Source organism: Streptomyces sp., assembly GCF_036524955.1.
GTDB lineage: Bacteria > Actinomycetota > Actinomycetes > Streptomycetales > Streptomycetaceae > Actinacidiphila.
Genome location: NZ_DATDBG010000173.1, coordinates 1 through 23,098, shown reverse-complemented (window position 1 = coordinate 23,098; position 23,098 = coordinate 1). Strand labels below are relative to the sequence as shown.

General features: G+C 71.6%; 36 protein-coding genes and 1 pseudogene. 30 read left to right on the top strand and 7 right to left on the bottom strand.

Annotated features, from left to right (window positions below; all coding sequences use genetic code 11):
• The first annotated feature begins 11 nt into the window (after positions 1-11).
• The 26 genes and pseudogenes from VIW71_RS13765 to VIW71_RS13640 all read left to right on the top strand — a co-directional run bounded on the left by VIW71_RS13765 (position 12) and on the right by VIW71_RS13640 (position 16,423).
• Positions 12-818: a DciA family protein gene (locus VIW71_RS13765; RefSeq protein WP_331622463.1), complete on the top strand. Its 807-nt coding sequence runs from the start codon at positions 12-14 to the stop codon at positions 816-818.
• A 285-nt stretch (positions 819-1,103) separates the two neighbouring features.
• Positions 1,104-2,090: a ParA family protein gene (locus tag VIW71_RS13760; RefSeq protein WP_331622462.1), complete on the top strand. Its 987-nt coding sequence runs from the start codon at positions 1,104-1,106 to the stop codon at positions 2,088-2,090.
• Positions 2,087-2,926 carry a hypothetical protein gene (locus VIW71_RS13755; RefSeq protein ID WP_331622460.1) on the top strand — a complete coding sequence of 280 codons (840 nt, stop codon included), beginning with the start codon at positions 2,087-2,089 and terminating at the stop codon, positions 2,924-2,926. The genes VIW71_RS13760 and VIW71_RS13755 overlap by 4 nt, the downstream gene beginning before the upstream one ends.
• Positions 2,927-3,546: 620 nt before the next feature.
• Positions 3,547-3,927, top strand: coding sequence for a hypothetical protein (locus VIW71_RS13750; RefSeq protein ID WP_331622457.1), 381 nt, complete (start codon positions 3,547-3,549; stop codon positions 3,925-3,927).
• Between the two features lie 293 nt (positions 3,928-4,220).
• On the top strand, positions 4,221-4,775 hold the full coding sequence (locus tag VIW71_RS13745; protein WP_331622456.1) for a hypothetical protein: 555 nt from the start codon (positions 4,221-4,223) through the stop codon (positions 4,773-4,775).
• Positions 4,776-4,898: 123 nt separating this feature from the next.
• Positions 4,899-5,120 carry a hypothetical protein gene (locus VIW71_RS13740; protein ID WP_331622455.1) on the top strand — a complete coding sequence of 74 codons (222 nt, stop codon included), beginning with the start codon at positions 4,899-4,901 and terminating at the stop codon, positions 5,118-5,120.
• 162 nt (positions 5,121-5,282) lie between these two features.
• The gene (locus tag VIW71_RS13735) at positions 5,283-5,669 is read left to right on the top strand and encodes a hypothetical protein (RefSeq protein WP_331622454.1); all 387 of its coding nucleotides are present in this window, start codon (positions 5,283-5,285) and stop codon (positions 5,667-5,669) included.
• A gap of 97 nt (positions 5,670-5,766) precedes the next feature.
• The gene (locus tag VIW71_RS13730) at positions 5,767-6,198 is read left to right on the top strand and encodes a hypothetical protein (RefSeq protein ID WP_331622453.1); all 432 of its coding nucleotides are present in this window, start codon (positions 5,767-5,769) and stop codon (positions 6,196-6,198) included.
• 41 nt (positions 6,199-6,239) lie between these two features.
• Positions 6,240-6,533, top strand: coding sequence for a hypothetical protein (locus VIW71_RS13725; RefSeq protein ID WP_331622452.1), 294 nt, complete (start codon positions 6,240-6,242; stop codon positions 6,531-6,533).
• A complete protein-coding gene (locus VIW71_RS13720) occupies positions 6,530-7,057 on the top strand; it encodes a hypothetical protein (RefSeq protein WP_331622451.1) in 528 nt (175 codons plus the stop codon). Before VIW71_RS13725 ends, VIW71_RS13720 begins: the two co-directional genes overlap by 4 nt.
• Positions 7,054-8,070 (top strand): DUF5131 family protein, encoded by a 1,017-nt coding sequence (locus tag VIW71_RS13715; RefSeq protein ID WP_331622450.1) that lies wholly within the window; start codon positions 7,054-7,056, stop codon positions 8,068-8,070. Before VIW71_RS13720 ends, VIW71_RS13715 begins: the two co-directional genes overlap by 4 nt.
• On the top strand, positions 8,067-8,522 hold the full coding sequence (locus VIW71_RS13710; protein WP_331622448.1) for a hypothetical protein: 456 nt from the start codon (positions 8,067-8,069) through the stop codon (positions 8,520-8,522). The genes VIW71_RS13715 and VIW71_RS13710 overlap by 4 nt, the downstream gene beginning before the upstream one ends.
• A gap of 8 nt (positions 8,523-8,530) precedes the next feature.
• Positions 8,531-8,767 (top strand): annotated as a pseudogene (locus VIW71_RS13705) (WhiB family transcriptional regulator); the annotation flags it as partial.
• Positions 8,768-8,943: 176 nt separating this feature from the next.
• Positions 8,944-9,726, top strand: coding sequence for a hypothetical protein (locus VIW71_RS13700; RefSeq protein ID WP_331622447.1), 783 nt, complete (start codon positions 8,944-8,946; stop codon positions 9,724-9,726).
• A 98-nt stretch (positions 9,727-9,824) separates the two neighbouring features.
• The gene (locus VIW71_RS13695; RefSeq protein WP_331622446.1) at positions 9,825-10,163 is read left to right on the top strand and encodes a hypothetical protein; all 339 of its coding nucleotides are present in this window, start codon (positions 9,825-9,827) and stop codon (positions 10,161-10,163) included.
• 124 nt (positions 10,164-10,287) lie between these two features.
• Entirely contained in the window at positions 10,288-10,494 is a 207-nt protein-coding gene (locus VIW71_RS13690; protein WP_331622445.1) for a hypothetical protein, read from the top strand.
• Positions 10,491-11,384, top strand: a complete 894-nt coding sequence (locus tag VIW71_RS13685; protein ID WP_331622444.1) for a hypothetical protein — start codon at positions 10,491-10,493, stop codon at positions 11,382-11,384. The genes VIW71_RS13690 and VIW71_RS13685 overlap by 4 nt, the downstream gene beginning before the upstream one ends.
• 45 nt (positions 11,385-11,429) lie before the next feature.
• Positions 11,430-11,789 (top strand): hypothetical protein, encoded by a 360-nt coding sequence (locus VIW71_RS13680; RefSeq protein ID WP_331622443.1) that lies wholly within the window; start codon positions 11,430-11,432, stop codon positions 11,787-11,789.
• A 107-nt stretch (positions 11,790-11,896) separates the two neighbouring features.
• On the top strand, positions 11,897-12,922 hold the full coding sequence (locus tag VIW71_RS13675; protein WP_331622442.1) for a hypothetical protein: 1,026 nt from the start codon (positions 11,897-11,899) through the stop codon (positions 12,920-12,922).
• Entirely contained in the window at positions 12,919-13,743 is an 825-nt protein-coding gene (locus VIW71_RS13670) for a DUF1643 domain-containing protein (RefSeq protein ID WP_331622441.1), read from the top strand. Before VIW71_RS13675 ends, VIW71_RS13670 begins: the two co-directional genes overlap by 4 nt.
• A gap of 24 nt (positions 13,744-13,767) precedes the next feature.
• Positions 13,768-14,121, top strand: coding sequence for a hypothetical protein (locus VIW71_RS13665; RefSeq protein ID WP_331622440.1), 354 nt, complete (start codon positions 13,768-13,770; stop codon positions 14,119-14,121).
• Positions 14,118-14,525, top strand: a complete 408-nt coding sequence (locus VIW71_RS13660) for a DUF4326 domain-containing protein (protein WP_331622438.1) — start codon at positions 14,118-14,120, stop codon at positions 14,523-14,525. Before VIW71_RS13665 ends, VIW71_RS13660 begins: the two co-directional genes overlap by 4 nt.
• Positions 14,525-15,184, top strand: a complete 660-nt coding sequence (locus tag VIW71_RS13655) for a hypothetical protein (protein WP_331622437.1) — start codon at positions 14,525-14,527, stop codon at positions 15,182-15,184. Before VIW71_RS13660 ends, VIW71_RS13655 begins: the two co-directional genes overlap by 1 nt.
• Positions 15,181-15,768: a hypothetical protein gene (locus tag VIW71_RS13650; protein ID WP_331622436.1), complete on the top strand. Its 588-nt coding sequence runs from the start codon at positions 15,181-15,183 to the stop codon at positions 15,766-15,768. The genes VIW71_RS13655 and VIW71_RS13650 overlap by 4 nt, the downstream gene beginning before the upstream one ends.
• Entirely contained in the window at positions 15,765-15,938 is a 174-nt protein-coding gene (locus tag VIW71_RS13645; protein ID WP_331622435.1) for a hypothetical protein, read from the top strand. The genes VIW71_RS13650 and VIW71_RS13645 overlap by 4 nt, the downstream gene beginning before the upstream one ends.
• A complete protein-coding gene (locus VIW71_RS13640) occupies positions 15,935-16,423 on the top strand; it encodes a hypothetical protein (protein ID WP_331622434.1) in 489 nt (162 codons plus the stop codon). The genes VIW71_RS13645 and VIW71_RS13640 overlap by 4 nt, the downstream gene beginning before the upstream one ends.
• Before the next feature lie 252 nt (positions 16,424-16,675).
• Here the strand turns inward: VIW71_RS13640 and VIW71_RS13635 are convergent, their stop codons facing one another.
• The 4 genes from VIW71_RS13635 to VIW71_RS13620 form a co-directional block, all read right to left on the bottom strand.
• Positions 16,676-17,782 carry a hypothetical protein gene (locus VIW71_RS13635; RefSeq protein ID WP_331622433.1) on the bottom strand — a complete coding sequence of 369 codons (1,107 nt, stop codon included), beginning with the start codon at positions 17,780-17,782 and terminating at the stop codon, positions 16,676-16,678.
• 387 nt (positions 17,783-18,169) lie between these two features.
• Positions 18,170-18,748 carry a hypothetical protein gene (locus tag VIW71_RS13630; protein ID WP_331622432.1) on the bottom strand — a complete coding sequence of 193 codons (579 nt, stop codon included), beginning with the start codon at positions 18,746-18,748 and terminating at the stop codon, positions 18,170-18,172.
• Positions 18,745-19,038: a hypothetical protein gene (locus VIW71_RS13625; RefSeq protein WP_331622431.1), complete on the bottom strand. Its 294-nt coding sequence runs from the start codon at positions 19,036-19,038 to the stop codon at positions 18,745-18,747. Before VIW71_RS13625 ends, VIW71_RS13630 begins: the two co-directional genes overlap by 4 nt.
• Before the next feature lie 47 nt (positions 19,039-19,085).
• The gene (locus VIW71_RS13620; protein ID WP_331622430.1) at positions 19,086-19,613 is read right to left on the bottom strand and encodes a hypothetical protein; all 528 of its coding nucleotides are present in this window, start codon (positions 19,611-19,613) and stop codon (positions 19,086-19,088) included.
• 135 nt (positions 19,614-19,748) lie between these two features.
• Between VIW71_RS13620 and VIW71_RS13615 the strand changes: the two genes are divergently transcribed.
• Positions 19,749-20,294 (top strand): hypothetical protein, encoded by a 546-nt coding sequence (locus tag VIW71_RS13615; protein WP_331622429.1) that lies wholly within the window; start codon positions 19,749-19,751, stop codon positions 20,292-20,294.
• Between the two features lie 434 nt (positions 20,295-20,728).
• On the opposite strand, the gene VIW71_RS13610 is transcribed toward VIW71_RS13615, so the two are convergent.
• From VIW71_RS13610 to VIW71_RS13600, 3 genes are read right to left on the bottom strand one after another with little or no spacing between them, the layout of a single operon-like run.
• Positions 20,729-20,938, bottom strand: coding sequence for a hypothetical protein (locus VIW71_RS13610; protein WP_331622428.1), 210 nt, complete (start codon positions 20,936-20,938; stop codon positions 20,729-20,731).
• 4 nt (positions 20,939-20,942) lie between these two features.
• A complete protein-coding gene (locus VIW71_RS13605) occupies positions 20,943-21,140 on the bottom strand; it encodes a hypothetical protein (RefSeq protein ID WP_331622427.1) in 198 nt (65 codons plus the stop codon).
• A gap of 3 nt (positions 21,141-21,143) precedes the next feature.
• The gene (locus VIW71_RS13600) at positions 21,144-21,380 is read right to left on the bottom strand and encodes a hypothetical protein (protein WP_331622426.1); all 237 of its coding nucleotides are present in this window, start codon (positions 21,378-21,380) and stop codon (positions 21,144-21,146) included.
• A 147-nt stretch (positions 21,381-21,527) separates the two neighbouring features.
• Here VIW71_RS13600 and VIW71_RS13595 point away from each other — a divergent pair, with 147 nt between their 5' ends.
• The 3 genes from VIW71_RS13595 (at position 21,528) to VIW71_RS13585 (ending at position 23,067) form a co-directional block, all read left to right on the top strand.
• Positions 21,528-22,229: a hypothetical protein gene (locus tag VIW71_RS13595; RefSeq protein WP_331622425.1), complete on the top strand. Its 702-nt coding sequence runs from the start codon at positions 21,528-21,530 to the stop codon at positions 22,227-22,229.
• Between the two features lie 109 nt (positions 22,230-22,338).
• Positions 22,339-22,608, top strand: a complete 270-nt coding sequence (locus VIW71_RS13590; protein ID WP_331622424.1) for a hypothetical protein — start codon at positions 22,339-22,341, stop codon at positions 22,606-22,608.
• Positions 22,609-22,689: 81 nt separating this feature from the next.
• Positions 22,690-23,067 (top strand): hypothetical protein, encoded by a 378-nt coding sequence (locus tag VIW71_RS13585; protein ID WP_331622423.1) that lies wholly within the window; start codon positions 22,690-22,692, stop codon positions 23,065-23,067.
• The last annotated feature ends 31 nt before the right edge of the window (positions 23,068-23,098 follow it).

The window sequence follows — 23,098 nt, the reverse complement described above, 5'->3', positions numbered from 1 at the left end:
AGGAGCACCTCGTGCCCGACGACCCTCAGCCGGCCGGCGCCGACCTGGCCCGGATGATGCTCAACCTCGCCCGCGCCGAGGCCCGCAAGCGCGGCACCACCCCCGCCAAGCGCACCCCCGCCAGCCGTGGCCGCCGCCGCGCCACGTTCGGCGCCGGCCGCGACCCGCAGAGCCTCGGCAACGTCATCGACCAGCTCGCCGAGACCTTCGGCTGGCGCCGCCCCTCCGCAGGCGCCCAGATCGTCATCCGCTGGGCGGAACTCGCCCCCGACGCCGCCCGCCTCGGCTCCCCGGAGCGGTACGACCCGGACACCCGCACCCTCTACCTGCGGCCCGTATCCACCACGGCAGCCACGCAACTGCGGCTGACCGCCCGCCAGGTGGCCGCCATGCTCAACGCCCGCACCGGCACCGAGACCGTGGCCACCGTGAAGGTCCTGCCGCCCGGCAGCCCCACCCACATGCACACCGGCGCCGCGGAGCCCACGGACCGTCCCGTGGCCGCTCCCAGGATGCCCGGCGATCTCCCGCTCAGGACCCGCGCCGACGCCTCCCCCGGGCTGATTGCCGCCCACGAACTCCTCGCCTCACTCAAGGAGCAGCGCTCCCAGGGAGACGAGTCCGGGCAGGTTCAGCCGTACGTGCCGGTCCTCCGCGAGCCCGAGGAGCATTTCGCCGACGGCGTCGCCTTCCAGGAGGACCTCGTTGAGCGCGCGCGCCGCGCGGCGGACATCGAGGAGCGGGCCCGTGCGTTCGCCCGCGCGGAGAAGGCCGGGCGTGCCCCTGCGGTGCCCCGGGTGTTCGGCCGTACCGCCTGAGTCGTGGACACCGGCTCACGGACCTCGCCCGGGGGAGCCACGCTAGGGGTGGCGCTAGGAAGCGTGCTAGGCATGACGCTAGGCGTCGTGATGGCTAGCGTCCTAGCCGTCGTGCACGAAGCCGCCTCCGTGGTCCCGGCCCCTACGGGGCGTCACTGCAGCGTGTTGCCCGCGCCACTGAGTGCCCCAGCGGTCGTCTTTCGGTATGCCCCCGCAACGCGACGGGCGGTGCTGTGTAGCCTCGGTGCCCAGCACAAGCACCCCCGCTGACAGGGAGGCCCTCCCATGCCCACACACGCTGTCCCGCTCGACCTCGTGGAGTTGAACGAGGTGAGACACGCCCTCCAGCGCCGTTACGACGCGATGGAAGGTGGCGCTCTGGAACGCAAAGTCCTCGTCGTCGTCAACGGCAAGGGCGGCGTGGGCAAATCATCCCTCTCGGCCGCGCTGGCTTACGCCCTGTCCAAGGCCGGGTTCCGCGTCCTGCTGGCCGAGATGGACCAGCAGGGGAACAACGGCGAGGACCTCGGTTTCAGCGACGACGAACTCGACGACAAGGGCGCCGCGCAGGCCGCTGCCATCCTCGAAGGCAAACCGCTCGTCCCGACCGGCGCCGCGCGCAAGAAGCTGGACGTGGTACCGGGCGGCCACCACCTCGACGACATCGTGGAGGAGCTGTACTGCCAGCGCCGCATCGCGAAGGAGACCGGCGACGACTCATGGATGGGCATGTACGCCGCAGCCATCGACCCGATCCGCGACAACTACGACTGGATCATCCTCGACGTCGCCCCGGGATCCGACGTCCTGCAGCTCCAGGCACTGACGGCCGGCGACATGGTGCTGGTCCCCTCGCGGTCCGACCCCAGTTCCCGCAAGGGCTTGAGGATGGTTGCTGCCCGCTTCGCGGAGGCCAGCGCCTACAACAGCAACTTGCGGCTTCTCGGGGTGGTGCTGTTCGGCACCAACACCTCCGCTACGAAGGTCCAGCAGAACATCAAGAAGAGCCTGGAGAACGATCTGCGGGAGGCTGCGCCCGTGTTCTCCCAGACCATCCGGCACGTGGAGGCCGCCGCCGTTGCCGCCCGGAGCATGGGCCGGGTCCCGCAGGAAGCCAGCAGGGAGGGCGCCAAGGAGCTGGAGAAGGAGTTCCCCGGCGTCCTGAAGTCGATGAAACTGCTCGCCTCCGACTACCAGGCCCTGGCCATAGAGGTAGCGCAAGCCCTGAACGACCTTAACGACGACGACGACGCGGAAGGAGAGGACCTGTGAGCGAGGCCAAGGAGCGGCGCGGCGGCCTGGTCGACGACGACGGGGCCCTGGCAGCCGCATTCGGGGCCGCTTCCAGGCCACGGCGCCCCCGCCGCCCGACGCCCGCCCCGTCCGAGCAGACCGCGACGGAGACCCCAACCGTCGGCAGGGAGGCCGCCCCGGACGTTGCCCCGGAGTCGGCCACCGGGGAACAGGCCGCCGAGCCCGCGCCGCTCACGGTCCCGGCCCAGCCGGACCCCGCGCCGGCCGGGGAACCCGCGCCCGCGCCGCCAGGGGTGCGCTATGCCGAACTGGCCGTGCGTGAGGAGCCGGTTCACCGCCCGGCACCGCCTCCCCCCGCTCCCGTCGAACCGCGCCCCCTGCGACCTCTCAGCGTGCGTTCCGCGCCCGCGCCCATGGCCGCGGACCAGCGGGCGGTGCAGTGCACCATCAACGTGTCCGCCTCGGTGCGGGACCGGTTCGCCGCCTACCAGCTCGCGCAGAAGGTCGAGGCAGGGGCGGAGCCCACCAACGCGGTCGTCGTGAAGCGCGCGGTCCTGCGCGCTTACCGTGAGGATCTGTGGCAGCAGATGCGGGAGTACGTACGGCACCGGCAGACCCCGGTGTTCGAGGAGGACGACGACCCGGACGGCCTGTTCGGCGAGGCCCCGGCCGGACGCCAGACGGTGCGCGGGCGTGCTCGGGACACGGTGCAGCAGTCGTTCCGGCCGACTCTGGCCGAACTGGCCCGGTACGACGAGTTCGCGGCACAGCAGGGGTTCGCCAACCGGTCGGAGTTCCTTGACGCGGCCCTGGAGTTGTTCTTGCCGGCGCTGTCGGACAAGCGGCGCCGCTGACCTGTGTGCCCCCCGGCAGCGGGGGGCACAAGGCGACCTCTTTTTCCCCGGTCCGAACGGAATGATGCGTCCTAACCGTCAACCCATACACGGCTTTCACTCAATCGGGTGACTGTTGGCAACGAGCCCTTCCACTCCGCACGGCGCGGGGGCAGTGTGGCCCCGACCCGTTCTGGTCGCCTCTGGTACCGGGGCGGGCCGCCGGGGCACGGGCCAGTACGCGGTTCGCAGCACCGCCCATGCTGGACCCCGTTGCCCCGCGTGGGGCCAACCGGGCAGTTCTCTACCCGCGGGGGGAGGTCGCACGGTACGCTGACCGCGTCTCGCGGGCCGCGTGCCCATGAGGTCTCACGCCCCCGCAGGCACTGGTCGTTGTCGGCAAAACTCCGGCCCCCGGCGGGGGCGGTCTGCACACCCGGGGCACAGGGGCGGGCACAATACGCCGCATCACGCGTCACATACGGCCCAAAGCGCATCACGTGAGGGTTACGTTGACGCCAATCTTACGCACGCACATGCCACCGACCCGTTGGGGTGTCACAGTGGGCACCCCAGGGTTCGGGCCGCCCGGCACCCGCATCCTGGTCAGGCCCTCCCTTCCCAGCCGGGTGGAGACCGAGATGTCCGCTGCGGCAGGATCACCGTTCGCGCCCCCAGGGCGCCCCTATCTCCGTTCCGTCCCGGCCGGAGACCACGACCACCACACCGCAGACGAGGAGCGCGCACCCATGCCCCAGTTCGCCGCCGCGCTGCCCGACCCGAACTTGGTGAAACTGGCCACCCTGATCCAGTCGAAGTTCCGCAGCCGCGGGCTGTCGCTCGCGGACCCGGACACCGCTGAGGCCTACCGGACGACCCTGGACAGTGTGCGGCCCATTCTCGACGGTGCGCTCGCCACCGGCGTCCTAGACCCCCAGCAGCACGAGACGCTGGACGGCATGTTCAGCGAGGCCGGCTGGGCGCCCGATGTCTACGTTGGCTACACGCCCGAGACTACGTGACACACCGTCACATGTGGTGTCCGTCAGGGACCCAGCCCCGGCGGCACCATCGCTTGGCGGTGTATCGCACGTCACATGACTACACACAGGTCACCGCCCTCGCATCCTTCGGTGACCGTACGATTTCCTGGCCGCCGAATGCGGCCAAGCCGTGTCTGAACGGGTTCGCGCATGCCATGATGGGCGTCCGGAAACGACCCGGAGTGACTGTCTCCGGTCCCGAGTGCGCCCGCAAGCCCCCTTCCAGGACTCCCGCGCCCCGAGGCCGCGGGGCACTGGCGGATGGGGACATCATGAGCAACGCAGGAGACACCGCCAGCGCCGCCGCAGCGTACGCAGCCGCGAATGTACGGCACCTGGCGGACACTCAGACCCGTCCGCGGACGGGGTCGGTGCTGGTGCCGGGCCGCACCCGGCGGGCGAACCCCGGCTCCCTCATCGACCCCGGCATCCTCGACCACATGGTCGCCTCCCACGCCGAACTGGTCGAGCACACCCGGGCGAACACTGACATGACCCCGCCCGTCCCCCCCGAGCACGCGGCCGTCTACTCCTGGTGGGCCCAGCAGGCCCCCCAACTCAGCGAGGGCGCCCGCCGCGCGGGGGAGGCCATCGTCTACCGGCAGGCCCTCGAACACGCCCTGCGCGCCGACGACATCACGGCGATCCGGCGCGAGCGCTGCCCGTCGTGCGACTGCCTCTCGCTGAGGTGGGTTGCCGCTATGCGGGCCGCGGTGTGCATGAACACCAAGTACGACTCCGACGAGCGCGCCCGGCCGCGCCGGTTCAACCTCCAGCAGATCGCCGAGAAAGCCGTAGAAGATTTGATGTTCCGGGCTGCAACCTGACACCCAGTCCGGTAGTCCAACCCCGTACGCACGTGTACATCCCAGATCGCTCGATGAACGATCACAAATGAACAGTCGTCCCACGGCCTGGTGAAGCTGCGACCGCCCGGTCACGTCACGCCGATGGGAGCCCAAGTGGCCACCACCAATCCTCCGATCCGCGACCTGATCACGATCAAGGAGGGCGTTGCCCTCCTGTCAGACACCGGGCACCCGGTGACGCCCAAGCAGCTCGCCCGCTGGCTCGCCGGAGCGCCACGCGAACGGCACGGTGTGACCTACTACTACAGCGCGTCCGATGTCCTGGTGGCCCACCGCGACCACATCGAACGGACCCTCCGCTAACCCCTCACCACCTGGCCCCGACCCGGCTTTCCCCGCCGGGTCGGGGCCTTCTTCATGCCCGGATGAGAAAATGATTGCGCGCGTACTTATTTAGAGTTAGGGTGGTCAAGCCGACAAAGCGCAGGCCAACCGCCGCGCCGAGTACCCGAATCGAGGCTGACCATGGCCGTACTCACGCACGCCCGCATACCCGCCACCACCGCGTACCAGCCCCACAGCCTGGACTACCTCGCCCTCAACCCCGCTCAGCGCGAGCAGGCCGCCCGCACCCTCGCCGACCTCGGCATCGACACCGACGGCGCCACCACCGGCGACGACGGATGCCCGGACCCCACCTACCGGGCATCGATCTCCGCCACCACCGCCCACACCCTGGGCATGCACCTCCCCTGCGGCCACGAACTCGCCCTGTGCCACGACTGCCTGACCCTCGGCTCCGCCCAGCACATGCGCCAGGGCCCCGACGGCGCCTGGCGCTGCACCCAGCCCGACCCCCACGGCCACGCCTGCCACACCCTGTACGCCGCCGAACACGAACTCCACCTGTAGATCGCCGCCCGGCACCGGTCGAGCAGCCCCCAGGGCCAGCTCCCGGAGCCGGGCGGGCACCCCCCAACCCGCCGCCACGCCGCGCCCGGAGACAGCCATGCCCGACACCGCTCGCACCCTGCGCGCCGCCGCCTACAACCTCACGTACTTCGGGCTCTGGACCGGCGCGAACTTCGCCCTCGACGGCGGCGGACTCAGCATCACCGCCGCGATCTACCGCGCCGTCACCGGCGCCACCCCCAACGCCTTCCTCGACGACGAGAACACCTCCCTCCGGCTCATCCACGCCAACACCCACGTCATGGACGCTGTCGCGTTCCTGTCCTCGTGCCTCGACACCCAGCCGCCCTCCGACCAGGCCACGGCGCTGCCCGACCACATTGAGCACATCGAGCGGTACGCGGCCGAACCCCCGCCTGGCGCCACGCAGCCGCCCACCGCCAGCGAGGTCATCGGCCGGATCCTCCGTGCCGCCAACACCGCCGACACGCTCGCCGGACGCCTTCCCCGCCTCCGCCTGACCGCCTGACCGCCCGCCGACCCCGCGCCCGAAAGGCCACCCACCCCGCCATGAGCACCCTGACCATTGCCCCGGCCCCGCTCGGTGACGACACCCCCATCGAGCGCCTCGAACGCGCCGCCGGCATCGCCGACGTCTACGACGACCACCAGGCCGGCATCCCCCTGCACGTCCTCGAAGGCCGCCTCGAGCAGATGACCGCGCACCTCCACGAGGCCGGCGGCTCCTACAGCGCCTACGTGTTCGGCTACGGGGCCGCCGTGATCTCCTTCCGCCTCCACCAGCAGGCCACCGCCGCGGCCCAGACCACGATCGCCTTCGAGGACCAGGAGAACGGCCAGTGAGCACCAAGTCCGCCCGCAGGGTGCGCCGGTCCGCAGCCACCAGGCGCGCCGCCGCCCACACCGAGCAGCACGCCGCCCGGACGGGCATCAGCCTCGTCAAACCGCCCCCGCCGCTGCCCGTACGGACCGCCCGCACCGGAGCCAGCCGCGACACCGAGGCGGAGGTCGCGCACGCCGCCCTCGCCGCCACCGCCCGCGGCATCCACGCCCGCGTCACCGCCTGGCACCCCAACGGAGACCAGGTCGCGCAGCGCCTCGACCACCGCACCCTCCTGCGGCACTCCGGATGCGTCGGCGACACGTTCACCGCCCTGACTCTGTGCCGCAACGGCGCCGAACACCTCACCCCGGTCACCAGCGGCACCGACCTCGACACCGCCCGCCGGGCCGCCGACGCCTGCACCACCCCGCACGCCGACCTCCACGGCCTGGGCCGGCCCGTTCCGCCCATCGCCTGGGCCATCCACGGCCGCCGCCTCGCCGCCCAGCTCACCACGCCGGAGAAGGAAGTCCACCACCCGTGACCACCACAGCCACCACCATCGAGTGGACCCGCAACGACGACGGCACCCCCGGCCGCACCTGGAACCCCGTCTCCGGCTGCACGAAGGTCTCGCCGGGGTGCGACAATTGCTACGCCGAGACGATCGCCGAGCGGTTCCGCGGCAGCGCCGCCTTCCCCCACGGCTTCGACGTCCGCGTCAAGCCCGACCGCATGAACGACCCCCTGGCCTGGCGCAAGGCCACCCGCGTCTTCGTCAACTCGATGTCGGACCTATTCCACGCGGACATCGACCAGGCGTGGATCGCCGAAGTCTTCGGGGTGATGGCTGCTGCCCGGCGCCACACCTTCCAGCTCCTGACCAAGCGGCACGCCCGGATGCGGACCCTGCTCACCGAACCCGAGTTCGTCGCGCAGGTCCGCTCCCGGGCGCTCGGCAAGGGCCTGCCAGCGGACCAGTGGGCGTGGCCGCTGCCCAACCTGTGGCTCGGCGTGAGCGTGGAGAACCAGCAGTGGGCGGACATCCGCATCCCCGCACTGCTCGACACCCCGGCCGCCGTCCGCTGGATCAGCGCAGAGCCGCTGCTCGGCCCGGTCACCCTTTTCGACCGCGACCACAGGGACCACGACCGGGACTGGGACGGCGGCGACTGGGTCTGCCTCGACTGCTCCACCGAGGAGGAGACCGTTCCCTGGCGGGTCACGGACGGGTCAGCCCCCGGCATCGGCTGGGTGGTCGTCGGCGGCGAGTCAGGCCCTGGCGCGCGCCCCATGCACCCCGGCTGGGCACGCAGCCTCCGCGACCAGTGCACCCAGGCCCGCGTGCCGTACTTTTTCAAACAATGGGGGGAGTGGGTCATCGCTCCCAGCAACTACGGCCCCGACGTCCCCGAGCGGGCCCGCGCTGGAACCACGATCGTTTTCCGCGACGAGAGCGACGTCGACGGGCAGATCATGCTCCGCGTCGGCAAGGGCCGCGCCGGCCGCCTCCTGGACGGCCGCGAGCACAACGACTTCCCGGCGGTGTCCGGGTGACCGCGAGCCTCGAAACCCTGCCCGGGATCGTCCGGCCGCCGTCGTGGCGGATCGAACTCCCGGCGAAGACCCTGCTGGTCAACGCCAACGACAACCTGCACTTCCGGCGCAAGGCCGAGCGCGTCAAGGTCATCCGGAATGCGGCCTGGTCGGTCGCCCGGCACATGAAGATCCCGGCCCTGGAACGCGCGCACGTCTTCTTCGTGATCCACCCGGACACGAAAGGCCGGCGCCGCGACCCCGGCAACTGGGCACCCTCGGCGAAGGCCGCCGTCGACGGTCTGGTCGACGCCGGCGTGCTGCCCGACGACAACCACACGCGCCTGCTCGGCCCCGACCCGCGCATCGGGACGCCCGTGCCCGGCGCCCAACTCGTCCTGGTCATCACCGACCTCGATGCCATGGACCCGGCCCACATCACCCTCCTCAACCCGACCGGAGACCCGACGTGAACCTCGTAATGCCGCGGAGCCAGTGGTGGAAGCGGGCCGCTTGCCGCGGCATCGACCCCGAGACGTTCTTCCCCAAGAAGCCCAGGGACAGCTGGCCGGCCTTGAGGGTGTGCGCCGGCTGTCCGGTGCGCGAGGCGTGCCTGGAATGGGCGCTGGAAACCCGCCAGGACTACGGGGTGTGGGGCGGCGTCCCCGAGGACGAGCGGCGTGCGATGCACGGCAGGTGGGAGCGCCGCCCGGCCCGCGCCGGCCCGCGGGTCGAGGAGTTCACCGCGAACCCCGGCCGCCTCCTGGAGCTCCTCGAGGGCGGCGCGACGCCGCACGAGGCGGCCCGCGTGCTGGGCACGAACGTAGCGACCATCAACCGGGCCCCGGTCGCTGTCGCCGGGCGGGGCGAGGACGCGGCGGCTGGGAGCGCGGCGTGAGCGCCGGCACGGCCGCGCAGGCGCGCGGTGATCTGGCCGAGGCGATGCTGCCGGTGGCTGCCCGCCTGGCCTGCCTGGTGCACGGAGACGGCGGCCCGGAGGACATCAGGCAGGAACTGGACGCCCTGACCAGCCGGCAGACCGAGGCGCTGGTCGTGGTTCTCGCGGGGCTGGTCGACCCGGACCGGTCGGTGGCGAGCTCCCTCGGCTGGCTGAGCGTCGACGAGGGCGGCCGGCCGGTGACCCCGGTGTGGGACGACCGCACCCCGCTGCGGCACCTCGCCGAACAGGACGCCCCCGAGGACGGGGAGGACGTGGTCGACGAAGTCGCCGTCGCCGCGTACTTGGCGGGCCGTCCAGTGGCGGTCACCGACAAGGAGCGGCTGGAGGCCGTCCGCCGCGGCGTGGCGAAGGGCCTGTCATTCGCCGGCTTCGACGTTCTGCACGGTCTGGGCGATGGGGCCACGGGCCGTTTCGTGAGGCGCCAGCGGAAGCTGGCGGCCGAGCGCGGCGAGCCTTTCCCGGATGATCTCGCCAACGGGGCCCTGCGGGCGTTCTCGGACCAGGAGGTTCTCGACATGCGGCACCGGGCCGCGAACGGGGCCACGGACCTGGAGATCGCCATGGCGTACGGGGTGAGGCGCGAGGTGGCCCGGAGGATCGTGTGCGGGCTCTCCCACTCCTGGGTGGGCGGGCCGATCCGGACCCCACGGAAGCCCGGCGAGTCGAAGGGCTCGCGGGCGTTCGTCAACGACAAGCCACTGCCGAAGGCGAGTTGACGGAACAACCTCTCGCTAAAATCATTGCGCACGTAATGATTTATTGGGTATGCTCGGAGGGCCGACAACGACCCACCCGAACTCTCCGGGGGATACCCATGAACGCCAACGCCCGCACCGCCCGCGCCACCCTCCGGCAGCGCACCCGCACCCAGCGCGCCGCCTCGCGCATCGCCCGCCGCGGCAGCGCCTCCCTCACCACCCACGCCATGGCGACGGGCCTGGCCCCCACCCAGGCCCGCACCGTCGCCTCCAGCCTCCGCCGCAACGCCCGCAAACTCGGCATCACCGGCGCCCCCGCCCGCGTCCACGCCGGACGCCACATGAGGACCACGACCCGCTTCACCCCGGCCCAGGTCGCGGCGATCGCAGCGGTGTACAGGCCGCGCAAGGCCGTCTACCAGGCCGCCGCCGCGCGCCTCGCCCTCGCCGCCTGACCAACCGCAGACCCGGCCGCCTCCCCGAACCCCTCCCTCGGAGAGGAAGGCCGTCCCCGGGCCGCGCCCCGCACCCCACCCCCCCGCCCGCGGGGCGCGGCCCCACCCACGTAAGGACCGCCCTGTGGCAACCACCGCCGAGCTCTACCCGATCCACCGCGCACGGCTCCGCGGAGGCCGCGTCTACCACCGCATCAAGAAGCCCGACAACGACAACTGGTACGGCACCGTCGAAACCGCGTGCGGCAAGACCGGCACCCTCGCCACCGGCCGCCCCAACACCCGCCCGGGCGTCTGCCCGGCGTGCCAGAAAGCAGTCACCTCCCGATGACCAACCCGGACTTCGCCCGCTACGCCATCCGCCACCCCGACGGCCGCTGGCTCTACCACCTCCCCCGCACCGACCCCCACACCACGATCGCCATCCTCGCCGACGGACAACCCCTCACCCAGATCGGAACCACCCACTGGTGGGCCACCGACCACGAGGCCACCCGGATCACCACCGTCACCAAGACCAGCCCGAAGACCACCAAGTACGTCCTGGAAGACCCCGATACAGCCTCCGTGAAATACCCCGCCGAACTCACCGTCGAGCAGTGGCAGGAGCGGCGCCAGCTCAACGGCGGCACCACCCCCGAGCGGCTGTGGGAGCTGTACCGGTCCATCACCGTCGAACAGCCGCCCACCGAGACCCACATCGACGGCACCTTCACCGTCCTCGAAGGCGGCGAACCCCCCGCCCCGGGCGGCCCCACCTGGACCGTCAACCTGCTCGACTCGATCACCCAGCGCCCGGAGTACCAGCACCTCTTCCCCGGCCGCCTCCACGGCCTGCGCGAACACATCATCGCCCTCATCAAGCGCATGCCCCGCGTCACGCACTGCTTCGACGGCTTCCAGGACAGCACCGCCGTCTACGTCGACCTCCGCGTGCCGTACGAGCAGCCCGAGACCAGATTCGTCCGCGACATCAGCCACAGGACCGGCAAGACCCTCAAGACCGGACGCAACCGGCCCGTCACCGTCAGCCGCACCCTGCACCTGCCCATCCCGACCACCGTCACCGGCGACAACTACGCCGCCGCCCTCGCCGAATGGGACCGGCAGGTCGCCTTCTGGACCCAGGCCGTTGCCGACGCGAACGTCGCCGCGTGCAACCACTGCCGCGGCACCGGCCACGTTCCCACCGGCGCCGAGCAGTACACGGCCAGCAAGTAGCCGTCAGCCGTGCACTGCGGCCGGCCACTCCGAGAACGGACACCGATGAAGATCACGCTTGACCTGCCCGAATACGACAACCCCGGCCACCGCGAGCAGCACGCCGACGGATACGACAACACTCCCGGCCTCTGCCCCGTATGCGGCTACGAGCTCCGCCAGATGACCGCACGCCTCCAGCCGATCGGATGGGTCCACGCCCAACTGGACGACGACGAGACCGGCCCGACGTGCCTGGAGCAGGCCATCGAGAAGGTCCTCGCCGACCCCCGCGCCGCGTGGCTGTCGATTGCCCAGCACGTAGCGAAGTACCCGTCCCGGCACAACGCGGCCACGATCCGCGCGGCCCTCACCAACCTCGCCGCGATCGCCGGAGCTCCCTTCACCGCACCGGACCCGCAGTGACCGCCCGTCAGCCGCACGCCCGCTGGTCCATCCCGGCCACGGCGATCGTCCTGGCCGCCCTCGCGGCCCTCATCTCCCTGTTCGCCCTCCTGTTCTGAAAGGACACCATGATCCTCAGTGACCTGATCAAAGCCCTGGAAGCCGCCGATCAGTCCCTGGTCCTCCCGCACGGCTTCGACAGCCCGCACTCCTACCGCGGCTACTACCACGACTTGGCGTTCGAACCCGCCACCGACATCACCGTCGCCGACATGCTCGCCGCCGCCCGCAACGCCCGAGGCGAAACCTACGAGGGCTACAAGGGCGGCGACTACAAAATGGGCGACTACACCGACTGCTGGCTCGCCGAGTACGGGCACCTCGGCGAAGGCATCGGACCGGTCCTGATCGGCCTCATGCTCGCCGCCGGCCGTGCACCGGCGCCCCAGCCGGCCAGCACGATCCGGCACGTCTACCTCGACACCGAGTTCCTCCGCGCAGACCTCACCCGCCGCGGCCTGGTCTCCATCGCGCTAACCGATGACGACGGCAACGACTACTACGCCGTCAACGGGGAGTTGGACGTCCGTGCCGTCTACCACGACGAGTGGATGCGCGAGAACGTCTGGCCGTACCTTCCCACCGACCCGCTCGGTGTCTTCGACTCGTTCGACAAGGACGTCCGGGCTTACGCCGACATCCGCGACGAGATCGCTGGGTACTTCGCCGACACCACCGCCGCCGAGACCCGCCTGTACGCCCGCCACGGCGCCCAGGACGTCGTCCGTCTCCACGGCCTGTGGGCCCACGACTGGGGCGTCATGCCCGAGGCGGTTCCGCGCTGGTTCATCGACATCCACGCCCTCATCGAGGAGGCCGGTAACCCCGACGGCATCCCCGAGATGGAGTCCGGCGCTCACCACCCCCTGGAGGACGCCCGCCACAACCGGACCGTCCGCCACTTCCTGGAGGGGGCCGCCGAGCAGCGCCTGCGCGCGCAGATCGCGCAGGAGCTACACCGGGCGCACCGGCCGGTGTTCGCCCCCGGGGAAGATCCCGACATCGTCGCCCGCACGATGCGCAGCATCGACGTACGCCTGGCCGAGATGGGCCACACCGCCCCGTTCTGGGTCCCCGAAGGCGGCGAGCGGTGAGCGCCCCGGCCGCACCCGACGTCCTGGACCCGCCCGCCGGGATCGTCCTCGAAGAGGAACACGACCTCGCCGGGAACTACGCCTCCGCGGTGTTCGACACCGACGGCATCTACCGGTACCTGCTCACCCGGGTCTGGGACCCCGCCCGGCCACTGGCCTGCTGGATCATGCTCAACCCCAGCACGGCCGACGCCACCACCACGGACCCGACCCTCACCCGCGTCGTCCGCTTCACCGCCGACGCCGGATGCGGCGGCCTCGCCATAGTCAACCTCTTCGCCCTGCGCTCCACCGACCCCCGCCACCTCCACCACCACCCCGACCCCGTCGGCCCCCACAACGACCTCTTCATCCGCCACGCGGCCCGCACCACCAACGGCGGCCCCGTCATCGCCGCCTGGGGCGCCCAAGGCACCCTCCACAACCGCCACACCCGGATCCTCTCCCTCCTGGCGGAAGCCGGCATCACCGCCGACTGCTACGGCACCACCGGGGCCCCCTCCGGGCACCAGCCCCGCCACGACACCAAGGAGACCCACGTGACCACCTACCGCATCGAGTTCGGCAAGGTCGGCACCGCCAACCCGGTACCCGAACTGACCCTCACCGAGGACGACCCGAACCAGTTCGCCCGCGCCGTCGCAGCCCACGCCATCCCGTACCTGACCCCGGTGCTCGCTGGCCTGGGGCACCCGGAGTACGTCGACTGCTTCTTCCGCGTCAGCCCCGACCGCTCCATGGGCGAGTTCTGGTGGCTCGACCTCACCACCGGCAAGGGCACCCGCTTCTGCCCCGCACGCATCACCGCCATCGCCGCCTGACCGCCACGACACCACGGAGACCCGATGCCCAACCAGCCCACCCGCAACCCGATCGTCATCACAGACCACGTCCTGGCCGAGGTCCTCGCCGAACGCGTCCGCCAAGACGACCGCTGGGGCCAGCAGAACCACCCCGACGGCACCGGCAATCTGTCCCAGCAGGACCGCGCCAAGTTCGCCCGCAAGTGGTGCGAGGACGCCTTCGGCGCGGGCTACGGCACGTGGGCCGACATCCTCACCGAGGAGGTCGCTGAGGCCGAGGGCGAGCGCGACCCGGCCCGGCTGCGCGCCGAGCTGGTGCAGGTCGCCGCCGTCGCCGTTGCCTGGATCGAGGCCATCGACCGGCGCACCGCCGCCCAGGACGGTGGTGCCGCGTGAGCCCGGCCCGCATCCAACGCCGCCGCACCAAAGGCTGGCGCGCACCCCAGGGCGCCGTCTACGTCGGCCGCGGCAGCAAGTGGGGAAACCCCTGCACGCAGGTCCGCATGCCCGCCCTCGACGGGTCCGAGTGGGAGCGCGAAGGCCGCTCCGGCAAGACCTCCGGCGAGCGGCACCCGTTCGTCCACCCGGACAAGTCCGTGACGTGGCACCTCGTCCAGGACGCGACCCGCGAGCAGGCCGTCGCCATGTACCGGCGCTGGCTGGAGCAGTGCCCGTCCCTGGCGGAGGCGGCGCGCGCGGAACTGGTGGGCCGGGACCTCATGTGCTGGTGCCCGCCCGACCAGCCCTGCCATGCCGATGTGCTCCTCGAACTCGCCAACCCCACCGACAGGAGCGCCTGATGCCCGAGCCCCAGCAGCCCCGTCCGGCTGATCCGGTTCCCGACCAGCCCGCGCGCCTGGTCCGCGTCGAGATCGACCCGAACATCCGCGCCCCCCTCGGCGGCTACACCCGCGCCAGGCTCGAAGACGCCGACGGCCCACTGACACCCGGGCAGGACGTGACCGTGTACGAGTCCGAGTCCGGACTCACCGGGCCCGGCCGGGTGACACGCATCGACCGCACGAACCAGCTCGTCTACCTGGCCGTCGACTGGTGGGCGCTCCGCGAGGAGCCCGCCCCGGCCCCGGTGGACCCCGCGCTCCGGCAGCGCGTCGCCCGCATCCTCGATGACGCTGGTGGGACCTACGCCAACGCCGACGCGGACACACTCGCCGACGTCGTACTCGCCGCGCTCCGGCCCGAACTGGAGCGCGCCAAGCAGGCCGAGCAGGAGGTGGCCCGCCTCACCGACCTCCTCGGCCAGTACGCAGACCGGGCCATCGAGAACGGGCAGCGCGCCGCCCAGGCCGAAGCCGCACTCGCACGGGTACGGGACGCGGCGCACCTGCTCGCCGACGGCACCGAGGCCGGATGCCGCGCGTCCATCGCCATCCTCGACGTCCCCGACGCGGCTGCCGACACCACCACCACCACCAGCCTGAAGGAGCTCCGCCCGTGACCACCGGAACCAACCCGTTCGCGAACGGCCTCTGCACGTTCGGCGAGGACCGCGCACCCGGCGCCGGATGCATCAAACCCGCAGGCCACGACGGAGCCCACTGTGTCCTCCCCGGCGACGTGGAAAGCGACGACCTCGACCCGGAGCTGGCCGAACTCCTCAACCGATGCCCGGCCGCTCACGGCGCACTGGGCCGGATCTGTGAACTGCCGATCGGCCACGCCGGGATGCACACCGGTTCCAGCGACCGCGGCGGCGCCGCCTGGGGACCCGTCGACGGATACGCACCCGAGGCATCCGACCGGACAGAAACCGGGCCCACAACCGCATCACCCCAGGCCAGTGCACCCAGCGCGGCGGACACCGCCGGGCTCCCCGTCAACACCCACGGCGGCTACTGCCCCCACTGCGGACGCGGCGACTGCTCACCCGACATCCCCACCTACACCGCCATGGCCGCCGCACTCGCACGCGTCCGCCAACTCGCAGACGAAATGCGCGACTTCCCCAACTCCCGCTGGATGGCCGACCAGATCGACGCCGCCCTCACCGGGCAGTCGGCCAACATCCAGGACCGGCCATGACCGGCCCCGCCAGCGCGCCCCGCGGCGAGCACGCCGGCCGCCCCGGCGTCACCTGGGGCACCGAACTCACCCGCGTCGAGGTCGTCATCGACGACGACCAGCCCGACCCGCCACCACCCAACCGGGCCACCAGAAGAGCCCTCACGCGAGCACGACGGAGGAACCCGTGAGCAGCACCTACTACGCGATCTGCCTGAGCCACGATCCGGCACTCGTCATCGACCGGGAGATCCGCCGTGACACCGTCGACCACCTCAACAACCGGGACGGACTCGGCGACCACCAGGCGTGCGACCTCGTCATCGGCCGCTTCTCCTACCCGCTGATCGAAGTAGCCTGCCTCGGCCGCCAACTGCCCGGCCCGACCGGCTGCACGCGCCAGCACAGCGGCGTCGAATGGATCGACTCCGACTGGCTGCGCCTCCTGCACTCCGCCAGGCCCCACACCGATCCGGAGCTGCTCCGACGGCACACCTTCGGCTGCTGGCCCCCGGAACGCCTGCACCGGCTCCGCGACGAACTCGGGCTGCCAGCCCCCGCCGTGCCGGTGGCGCCCGAAGGGAGCGGGCCAAGCCCCGCAGCCACCTGCAAGTGCCCCGGCCTCGGCGAGCACTGCGACCACCACGCCGCGCCCGAGGGCGGGAGCGAGCGGTGACCGCCGACCGATCCACCGTCGACGGCTGGCTCCGCAAACTCGAAGACGCCGCGCCGACCGTGGACGCCGGACGAGGACGCGGAGCACGCCCGGCTCATGGCCGCCGCCACCATGGCGCAGGAGGAGTTGCGGGCCGCGCTCGCCGAGGCCGGGATAGGCGGGCGGTACGACGTCGTACAAGGACTCCACATGGCCGCGCGCGCCGCGTAGCCGGGAACGACGAAGCCCCCGCCGAAACGGGGGCCGCCGGTGTCAGGCGAGCTTCTTGCCGCGCTCGACGATCCACTGCCCCCAGCTGCGGCCCCGCTCCTCCGGTACGGCGTCAGCGATCTGCTGGTACGACAGGCGGCCCTTGGTGCCGGGGGCGTTGACCTCGGCGGCGACCCTCGCCAGGCCGTCCAGCCGGTCGTCGGCGGTGCCGGCGGCGAGTCGCCATTCCATCCACGCCCGGCGGACGCGGTGCGCGGGATCGGTCTGCGACCAGTACGAGGCGTAGGCGTCCAGTTCCCGGCGGAGCCAGTGGTACTGGGCTGCGTCCTGTTCCTCGGGCGTCAGGTCGGCCCACTGGGCGGTTTCGGGCGACCGTGCGGGCGGGGCCCAGGCGGCGCCGACGACACCAATGGGGATGCGCTGGACCTCCAGCACGACGCGCCGCAGCGCCTCGACCATGCCGGTGATCTCCGCGACGCGGTCCGACCCTGCCGCCCGCGCGTCCAGGAGCTGCCGCAGGGCGACCGCGAGCATGCGCGCCACCTCGACGTCGCGGGCGCCCCGGAGTTCCGGGGCCGCGTCGAAGATCTCGCGCTGCTTCTGCGAGCGCTCCGCGTGCGCGTCCCGCTCGGCCAGCTCCTCGGGCGTCGGCCTGGGCGACTCCACCAGCGGCAGCATCGCCAGCAGTTCCTCCTTGGTGGGCGGGGCGGGGGCGTCGGCTGGCAGGACGGTCTCGGTCTGGGCCGGGCTGTGGCTGTCCGACTCGGCAGCGTGCTGGGTGGCGCCTTCGGTCAGAGCCTGGGGGAGGGCGTTGCGGTGGTCGATCCACCAGGTGGCGTCGGTGAGGGTGGCGGCGTGCCGGACGGCGGCCGGGTCGTCCACCAGTCGGGCCAGCGCGCGCTCGCGCAGGGTCTCGGCCCAGCTCACCTGCCGGGGGGTGCCGGTCAGGGCGGGCATGGCCGTCTGCGCGGTGTCCAGCGCGGTGGCGACCTGCTGGTCGTGGCGCTCGGCGCGGGCCGCAGCCCGGCAGTCGGGGCAGGGCCCCTCGGCCAGGCGGCCAGCCTTGTACTCGCGCTGGCCCTGGGTGTTGGGCCCGTAGATGTCGTGGGTGGCGGCGTGGCCGCAGGTGTGGGTGACGGTGTACTTCACGGTTCCCCCATTGCATAGTGTTGCTGTGCAGTGGTGTCAGTATTGCACAGCGATACTGTGCAAGTCCACTGCGACGGCTTGCCCTCCGAGGGCGCCGACCCGACGACATCCGGACGCGACGAAGCCCTCGCCGTATGGCGAGGGCTTCGTCAGCTCCGCCTGTGCGGAGAGGGTGAGACGGCCAGCAAGGGCCCACCCGTCAGGGTCGGTCCACCCCCGCACGGCGGGGACGACTGCAAGTGCTGAACAGGAACACCCCCGCGTGAGCGGGGAGCAGGTATGGCGGTTCACCGTGATCCGCCTGAATCCATGGAACATCCCCGCAGGTGCGGGGAGCAACCCCGGTGAACCGGGGCGGGATTACCGTACCGCAGCCGGGCGGGCGTGTCAGGCCGACTCGGTCTCGTCCAGGTCGTGGCGGGCGATGATCTCCCACAGGTCCACGCGGGCCACCGCCGCCCGGATCTCCTCCCGCGCACCCTCCGGTGCCGGGTACGGACCGATGAACTCCTCCCGGGCGAACACCACACCATCGGGCAGTTCGGCCTGGATCGCGTCCCGGTAGGCGTCGCCGATGCTGTCAACGTCGTAGCGGTCCGGGTCGCCGCCGCCGGCCTCGATGACCTCGCGGATGTAGCCCAGGTAACGCCGCTCGCTGCCGTCGTTGATCTGCGCCCAGTACGCGTACTCGGCGGTCGTCTGCGTGGCGGCGGCGCGGTGGCGGGCGGCGAGCTGGTAGACGCGGGTCCCGGAGATGCCGAGGGTCTCTGCGGCGGCCTGGGCGCCGACGTCGGCGGAGAGGTTGGCGGCGATCTCGGCGCGCTTCGCGGCGACCGCGGCTTTTGCCTGGTCGATGAGTTTGCCGACGGCGTCGTACTGCTTGCGGGGCGGCAGGTGGTCGTACTGGGTCCAGTCGATGGTCAGCATGGCGGACTGTCTTTCGGTCTGGATCGGGGCGCGGTTCATGCGTGACCGATGCTCTCGGCGATGGCCGCGTAGATCTCGTCGGCATCCTGCTGCAGGTCCGGCAGGCATCCGGCGATAGCGGCCGAGCTCGGTGCGTCGCCGAGCAAGTCCTCGGCCTGCTCCCGCGTCAGGACGACGGTGTGGTGCGGCACGAGCGCCTCGGCCCACACCGCGAGGTTGCCGGGAGTGCCGTCGTCCTCGTCCAGCTCGATGTAGAGCGCGGGCTGTTCGGCGGGCGAGTCGAGCAGGGCGCGGATGTCGGCGGTGGTGATCTGCGGGGTTCCGGACATATCGAATCCTTTGGTTGCGTGAGGATGCACGGGGAGGAGCGATCGGGTCAGAGGGCGGTACGGATCTGCTCGGCGAGGTCGAGGACGACCGAGATGGGCAGGTCTCGGGTGCCGCGGTAGGTGGTGGCCAGGCGGCCCTCGTCGCGGACGGTCGCGGGGTCGAAGCCGGGGCGGGGCTGGTCGGCGATGACGATGCGGGCGCCTTCGAGGACGGTGAGGGTGTGCAGGCGGTCGCCTTCGTCCTCGATGGCGTCGATGCGGTCGGCGAGCAGGGGGGCGATCCGGTCGATGCTGGTGAGGGTGATGCCGCTGCGGGTGGTCCGGGTCTTGATGCGGGGGCTGATGGTCCCCGGCCGGGTTTCTCCCGCCGGGGTGTAGGTGTAGGTGGCGTTCAGGTTCACGCGGGTGGCCTTCCGGGTGCGCATGGCGGCGATGGCGATGCGGTGGGCGAGGGAGGCGGCCTCGATGGCCCACCGGCCGGCCGCCTTCACCGCGGTGATGACGCCGGTGCGGCACCAGGCGCGGATGGTCGCGGTGGTGACGTTGGCCTGGAGTGCTGCGGCGGTGGTGTTCATCGGGTCCCTCCCTTTCGACATCACCCATTCAACCCTAGGATTGAATGGGTGTCAATCCTAGAGTTGAATGGGTGATGTGGAGGGGCGCCCCCATTTTTCGTGCGGACACCGGACACCGGTCATACGCTCGATGGTGTGACCGGCCTGTCCCGCGACGCCGAGGTGATCGATCGCCTCCCGTGCACCCTGCTGCCCGTGGTGCGGTGGCTCGGCCCGCGAGAGGAGCGCGCGGTCACTGTCCGCCTGGACGGGCGCGAACAGCACGCCCTTGCCGTCGAGGAGTACGACTACGGCGACCGGACCGCCTACCGCATCCGGCTCCGTGACGACCGCACGATCAGGGTGTGGTGGGACGACGGTGCGATGCGCTGGGGATGGCTCCCACCCGGCCGAGACGCCCGCCCCGCCGGCCACTGGCCCGAGCCCAAGGCGGTGCGGCGCCGGTGGTGGCCAGAGCGGGAGGGCTGGCCGGCCCTGTGGGTCCACACCGGGGGCCGGTGGCGGGAGGCGTGGCTGTGGGGCCGCGAGGACTGGCCGGACGGCACCGTGGTGTACGAGGTCGGCATGACCCCGGCGGGTGCCCAGCTCGGTGAAGGGCTGCGGCGGCACCGGCGGGTCTACGACCCGCGCAGCGTCCAGCCCCGCCGGTACGGGGCGCGGGAGGACGGCAGCCCGGCGTGACAGTGCCCCGCCGCTCGGAGGGGAGGACGACGGGGCGCCGTGGGGGGTGCGTGCATATTTGCACCGGGAGGACGCGGCGGGAAGAGGTCAGGCCGCAGCCGGCGACCAAAGAACCGTGTTCGAGGTATGCGCTGGGGATGCCAAGCGTTAGCCCTGGTCGGATGAGCCTGAAGGCGGGAGCCCTGCGGTCACAGAGCCCCCGCCGAGGCTTCTGTCATGCGTCATCTTGATCGGTCCCGAGCCGAATCTCCACCGGCGAGTCTCGCCTGCCCCGCGCAGCATGCGGTTTCGCCGCCCAGGCCTGCCTCCTGCCCGGCTGAGGCGGCGGAAATCGGTGTCCTCGGTGCGCTCTGCCGTGCTCCATGTAGTCATACGCCGAGCGTGGGGCCGCATTTTCGGCGGGTGTTAACGTCCGCTTCGGCGTAGAGCCGCGCTCACCGGCTGCTCCCCGGGTTGGACGGGGTGGCGGCGGGGCAGTCGTCGCCCGACCAGAATTTGTGGGCGAGCCCGCAGCGGCGGCACGTCAACCCGGCGTCCGGCGTGGCGTGATGCCAGTCATGCGTGTCCACCGGGTCGAGTGCGGCGCCGGCCCGGGCGAGCTGGTGGCGGGCACGATCCGGGGACGGGTACGGGCGGTAGGTCACGGGCTCAACTCTCCTCGGTGGCGGGGCGGGTGGGGGTGGCGAGGCGCGGGGTCATGACGTAGGTGGGCAGGTCGTCCTCTGCGGGCGGCATCAGCCCCACGTCGATGCCGCGCCGGTCGAGCCACGCGACAAGGTCGGGCCAGACGACCGGGTGCACCAGGAGCTGGCGGACCTCGTCATCGGCAGGCGGCTTCGCGGTCATGGCTTACTGCCCCTCTTCGGGACGAGCGGGGGCGGACCAGGGGCCAACGGGGGGCCTCTCGGGCAGTTTCGAGCCGGGGCGGCGCATGTACCAGCGCATGAATTCTCGGATGACCCTGCCTCGGGGGCTGCGGCCCTCGGGGTGTACGGCCTTGGTGGCTGCTTCGAAGGGTTCCCACTCGTCGTCGGGTGCCCGGAACTTCCGGGGGGTGTCGTAGCTGGTCTCGGGATCGGACGTCATTCCGCGAGCGTATCGGTTTGTGGCCACGAGAGACAAGGTGAACACCCGAGTTTTGTAGCCACAAAAAGCCGAGTGCTCCCCTTGTTTTGTGGCTACAAACTCGGTATGTTTGTGGCCACAAGGAAGCGGCGAGCAGGGAGACCGGACATGACCAGCAGCAACCACACCAAGGCCACCGTCACCGCCCGCCTCGTCCGCGAGTGGGAGCGGGAGCAGCGCCAGGCCCTCAACCACGGCCGCCCCTCCCTGACCGTCGCCCGCGGCTGCGCGGTCACCCTCACCCGCATGGACCTTGACGCCCTCCGCGAGTGGGCGTGGATCACCGATGGCTGGGAGGGGCGCACGAACGGCGACCTGCGCGGCTACACCGTCACCGGCACGGACGGCGAGGAGATCGGCGTCGTCCTCCAGCGTGGCCACCTCGCGCACGGCGAGTGGCTGAACCCCACCACCGGGGAGCACGAGTTCGCCGGCGAGGCCCGCACCCTCCAGATCGCCGTGAACTACGTCATGGACCGCCACGACCACCTCGCCCGCACCTCGGGCGCCCCGGCCCGAGTCCAGGACGACGAGCTGGTCCTGGAGCAGCTCGTCGCGGAGTGGATGGCGGCCTGGATGCCCGCGACGCCGGAGCCGGTCGCCTACGGCACGCCGGTCGTCTACAACGGCAGCCTCACCGCCCACCGCGGCGCGGTGTTCATCATCCAGTCGCACCACCACATGTACGAGATCACCGACTACGACGACGACTGCTGGTGCGACCCGCGCACCCACTTCACCCTCGTCGGCGAGGACGGCCACGGATGCCTCGCCCATGTCCGGCGGGAGCACTTCACCCCCGCCGCCTGACCGGCCGCCCCGGCCCGCCGGGGCGCCTACCAGGTCGCCCCGATACCGACCGCCCGACCACCCCGGCCGCGCTATTCACCTCAAGCCTCTGACCGAGAAGGAGCCCACGTTGCAGGGCATCGACCACCGCACCACCACCCCGACCGGGCCGGTCGTCTGGATCCTGTCCTCCGGCGAGGACTACGAGGGCGGCACCGTCCTCGGCGTGTACGCGACCAAGGACGCGGCGAAGGGCGCGTTCGTCCAGGCCGCCCGTGGCATCCCCTTCGCGGTCGACAAGGCGTGGCAGGACCAGGACGGCGCGGTCCACGCACGCGGCGGCTGCGACTGGGTCTCCCTCGAACCCCACCAGCTCATCACCCGCACCGAACTGACCTGATGGCCGCCCGGGTGCACGCCCCCACCGTGCACCCCACGAGGCAATCAGCCCCCGCCGCCTGACCAGGAAGGACCACCCGACATGCCCGGACCCGCCGTCACCTCCTTCGCGGAGACCGCCGCCCTGTACGCCGTCCTCAACGAGGACATGCCCGAGGCTCGCCGCATCGTCAACGACATGCTCCCCGGCGAGCGCGCCACCTTCCGCGACCAGCTCTACAAGCTCGCCGACCTCCTCGGCGCCCGCTGCGAGGCCTGCGACGCTCTGACTCCGATCGGCACCAGCGTGACGGTGAACCCGCTGTCCCTCGACCGGAAGTACCTGTGCAAGTCCTGCGCGGACAAGGCCCGCGCCCGCAGCGAATGCCCGGCCTGTGGCGCCCCTGCTGACGAGACCGGCACTCGCATCCCTGAGCACCGGCCCGGCTCACCCTGCACGGTTGACTACCGCGCGGTCTGATGGCCGCCCGTGGGAACGCCCCCCCCCAGCA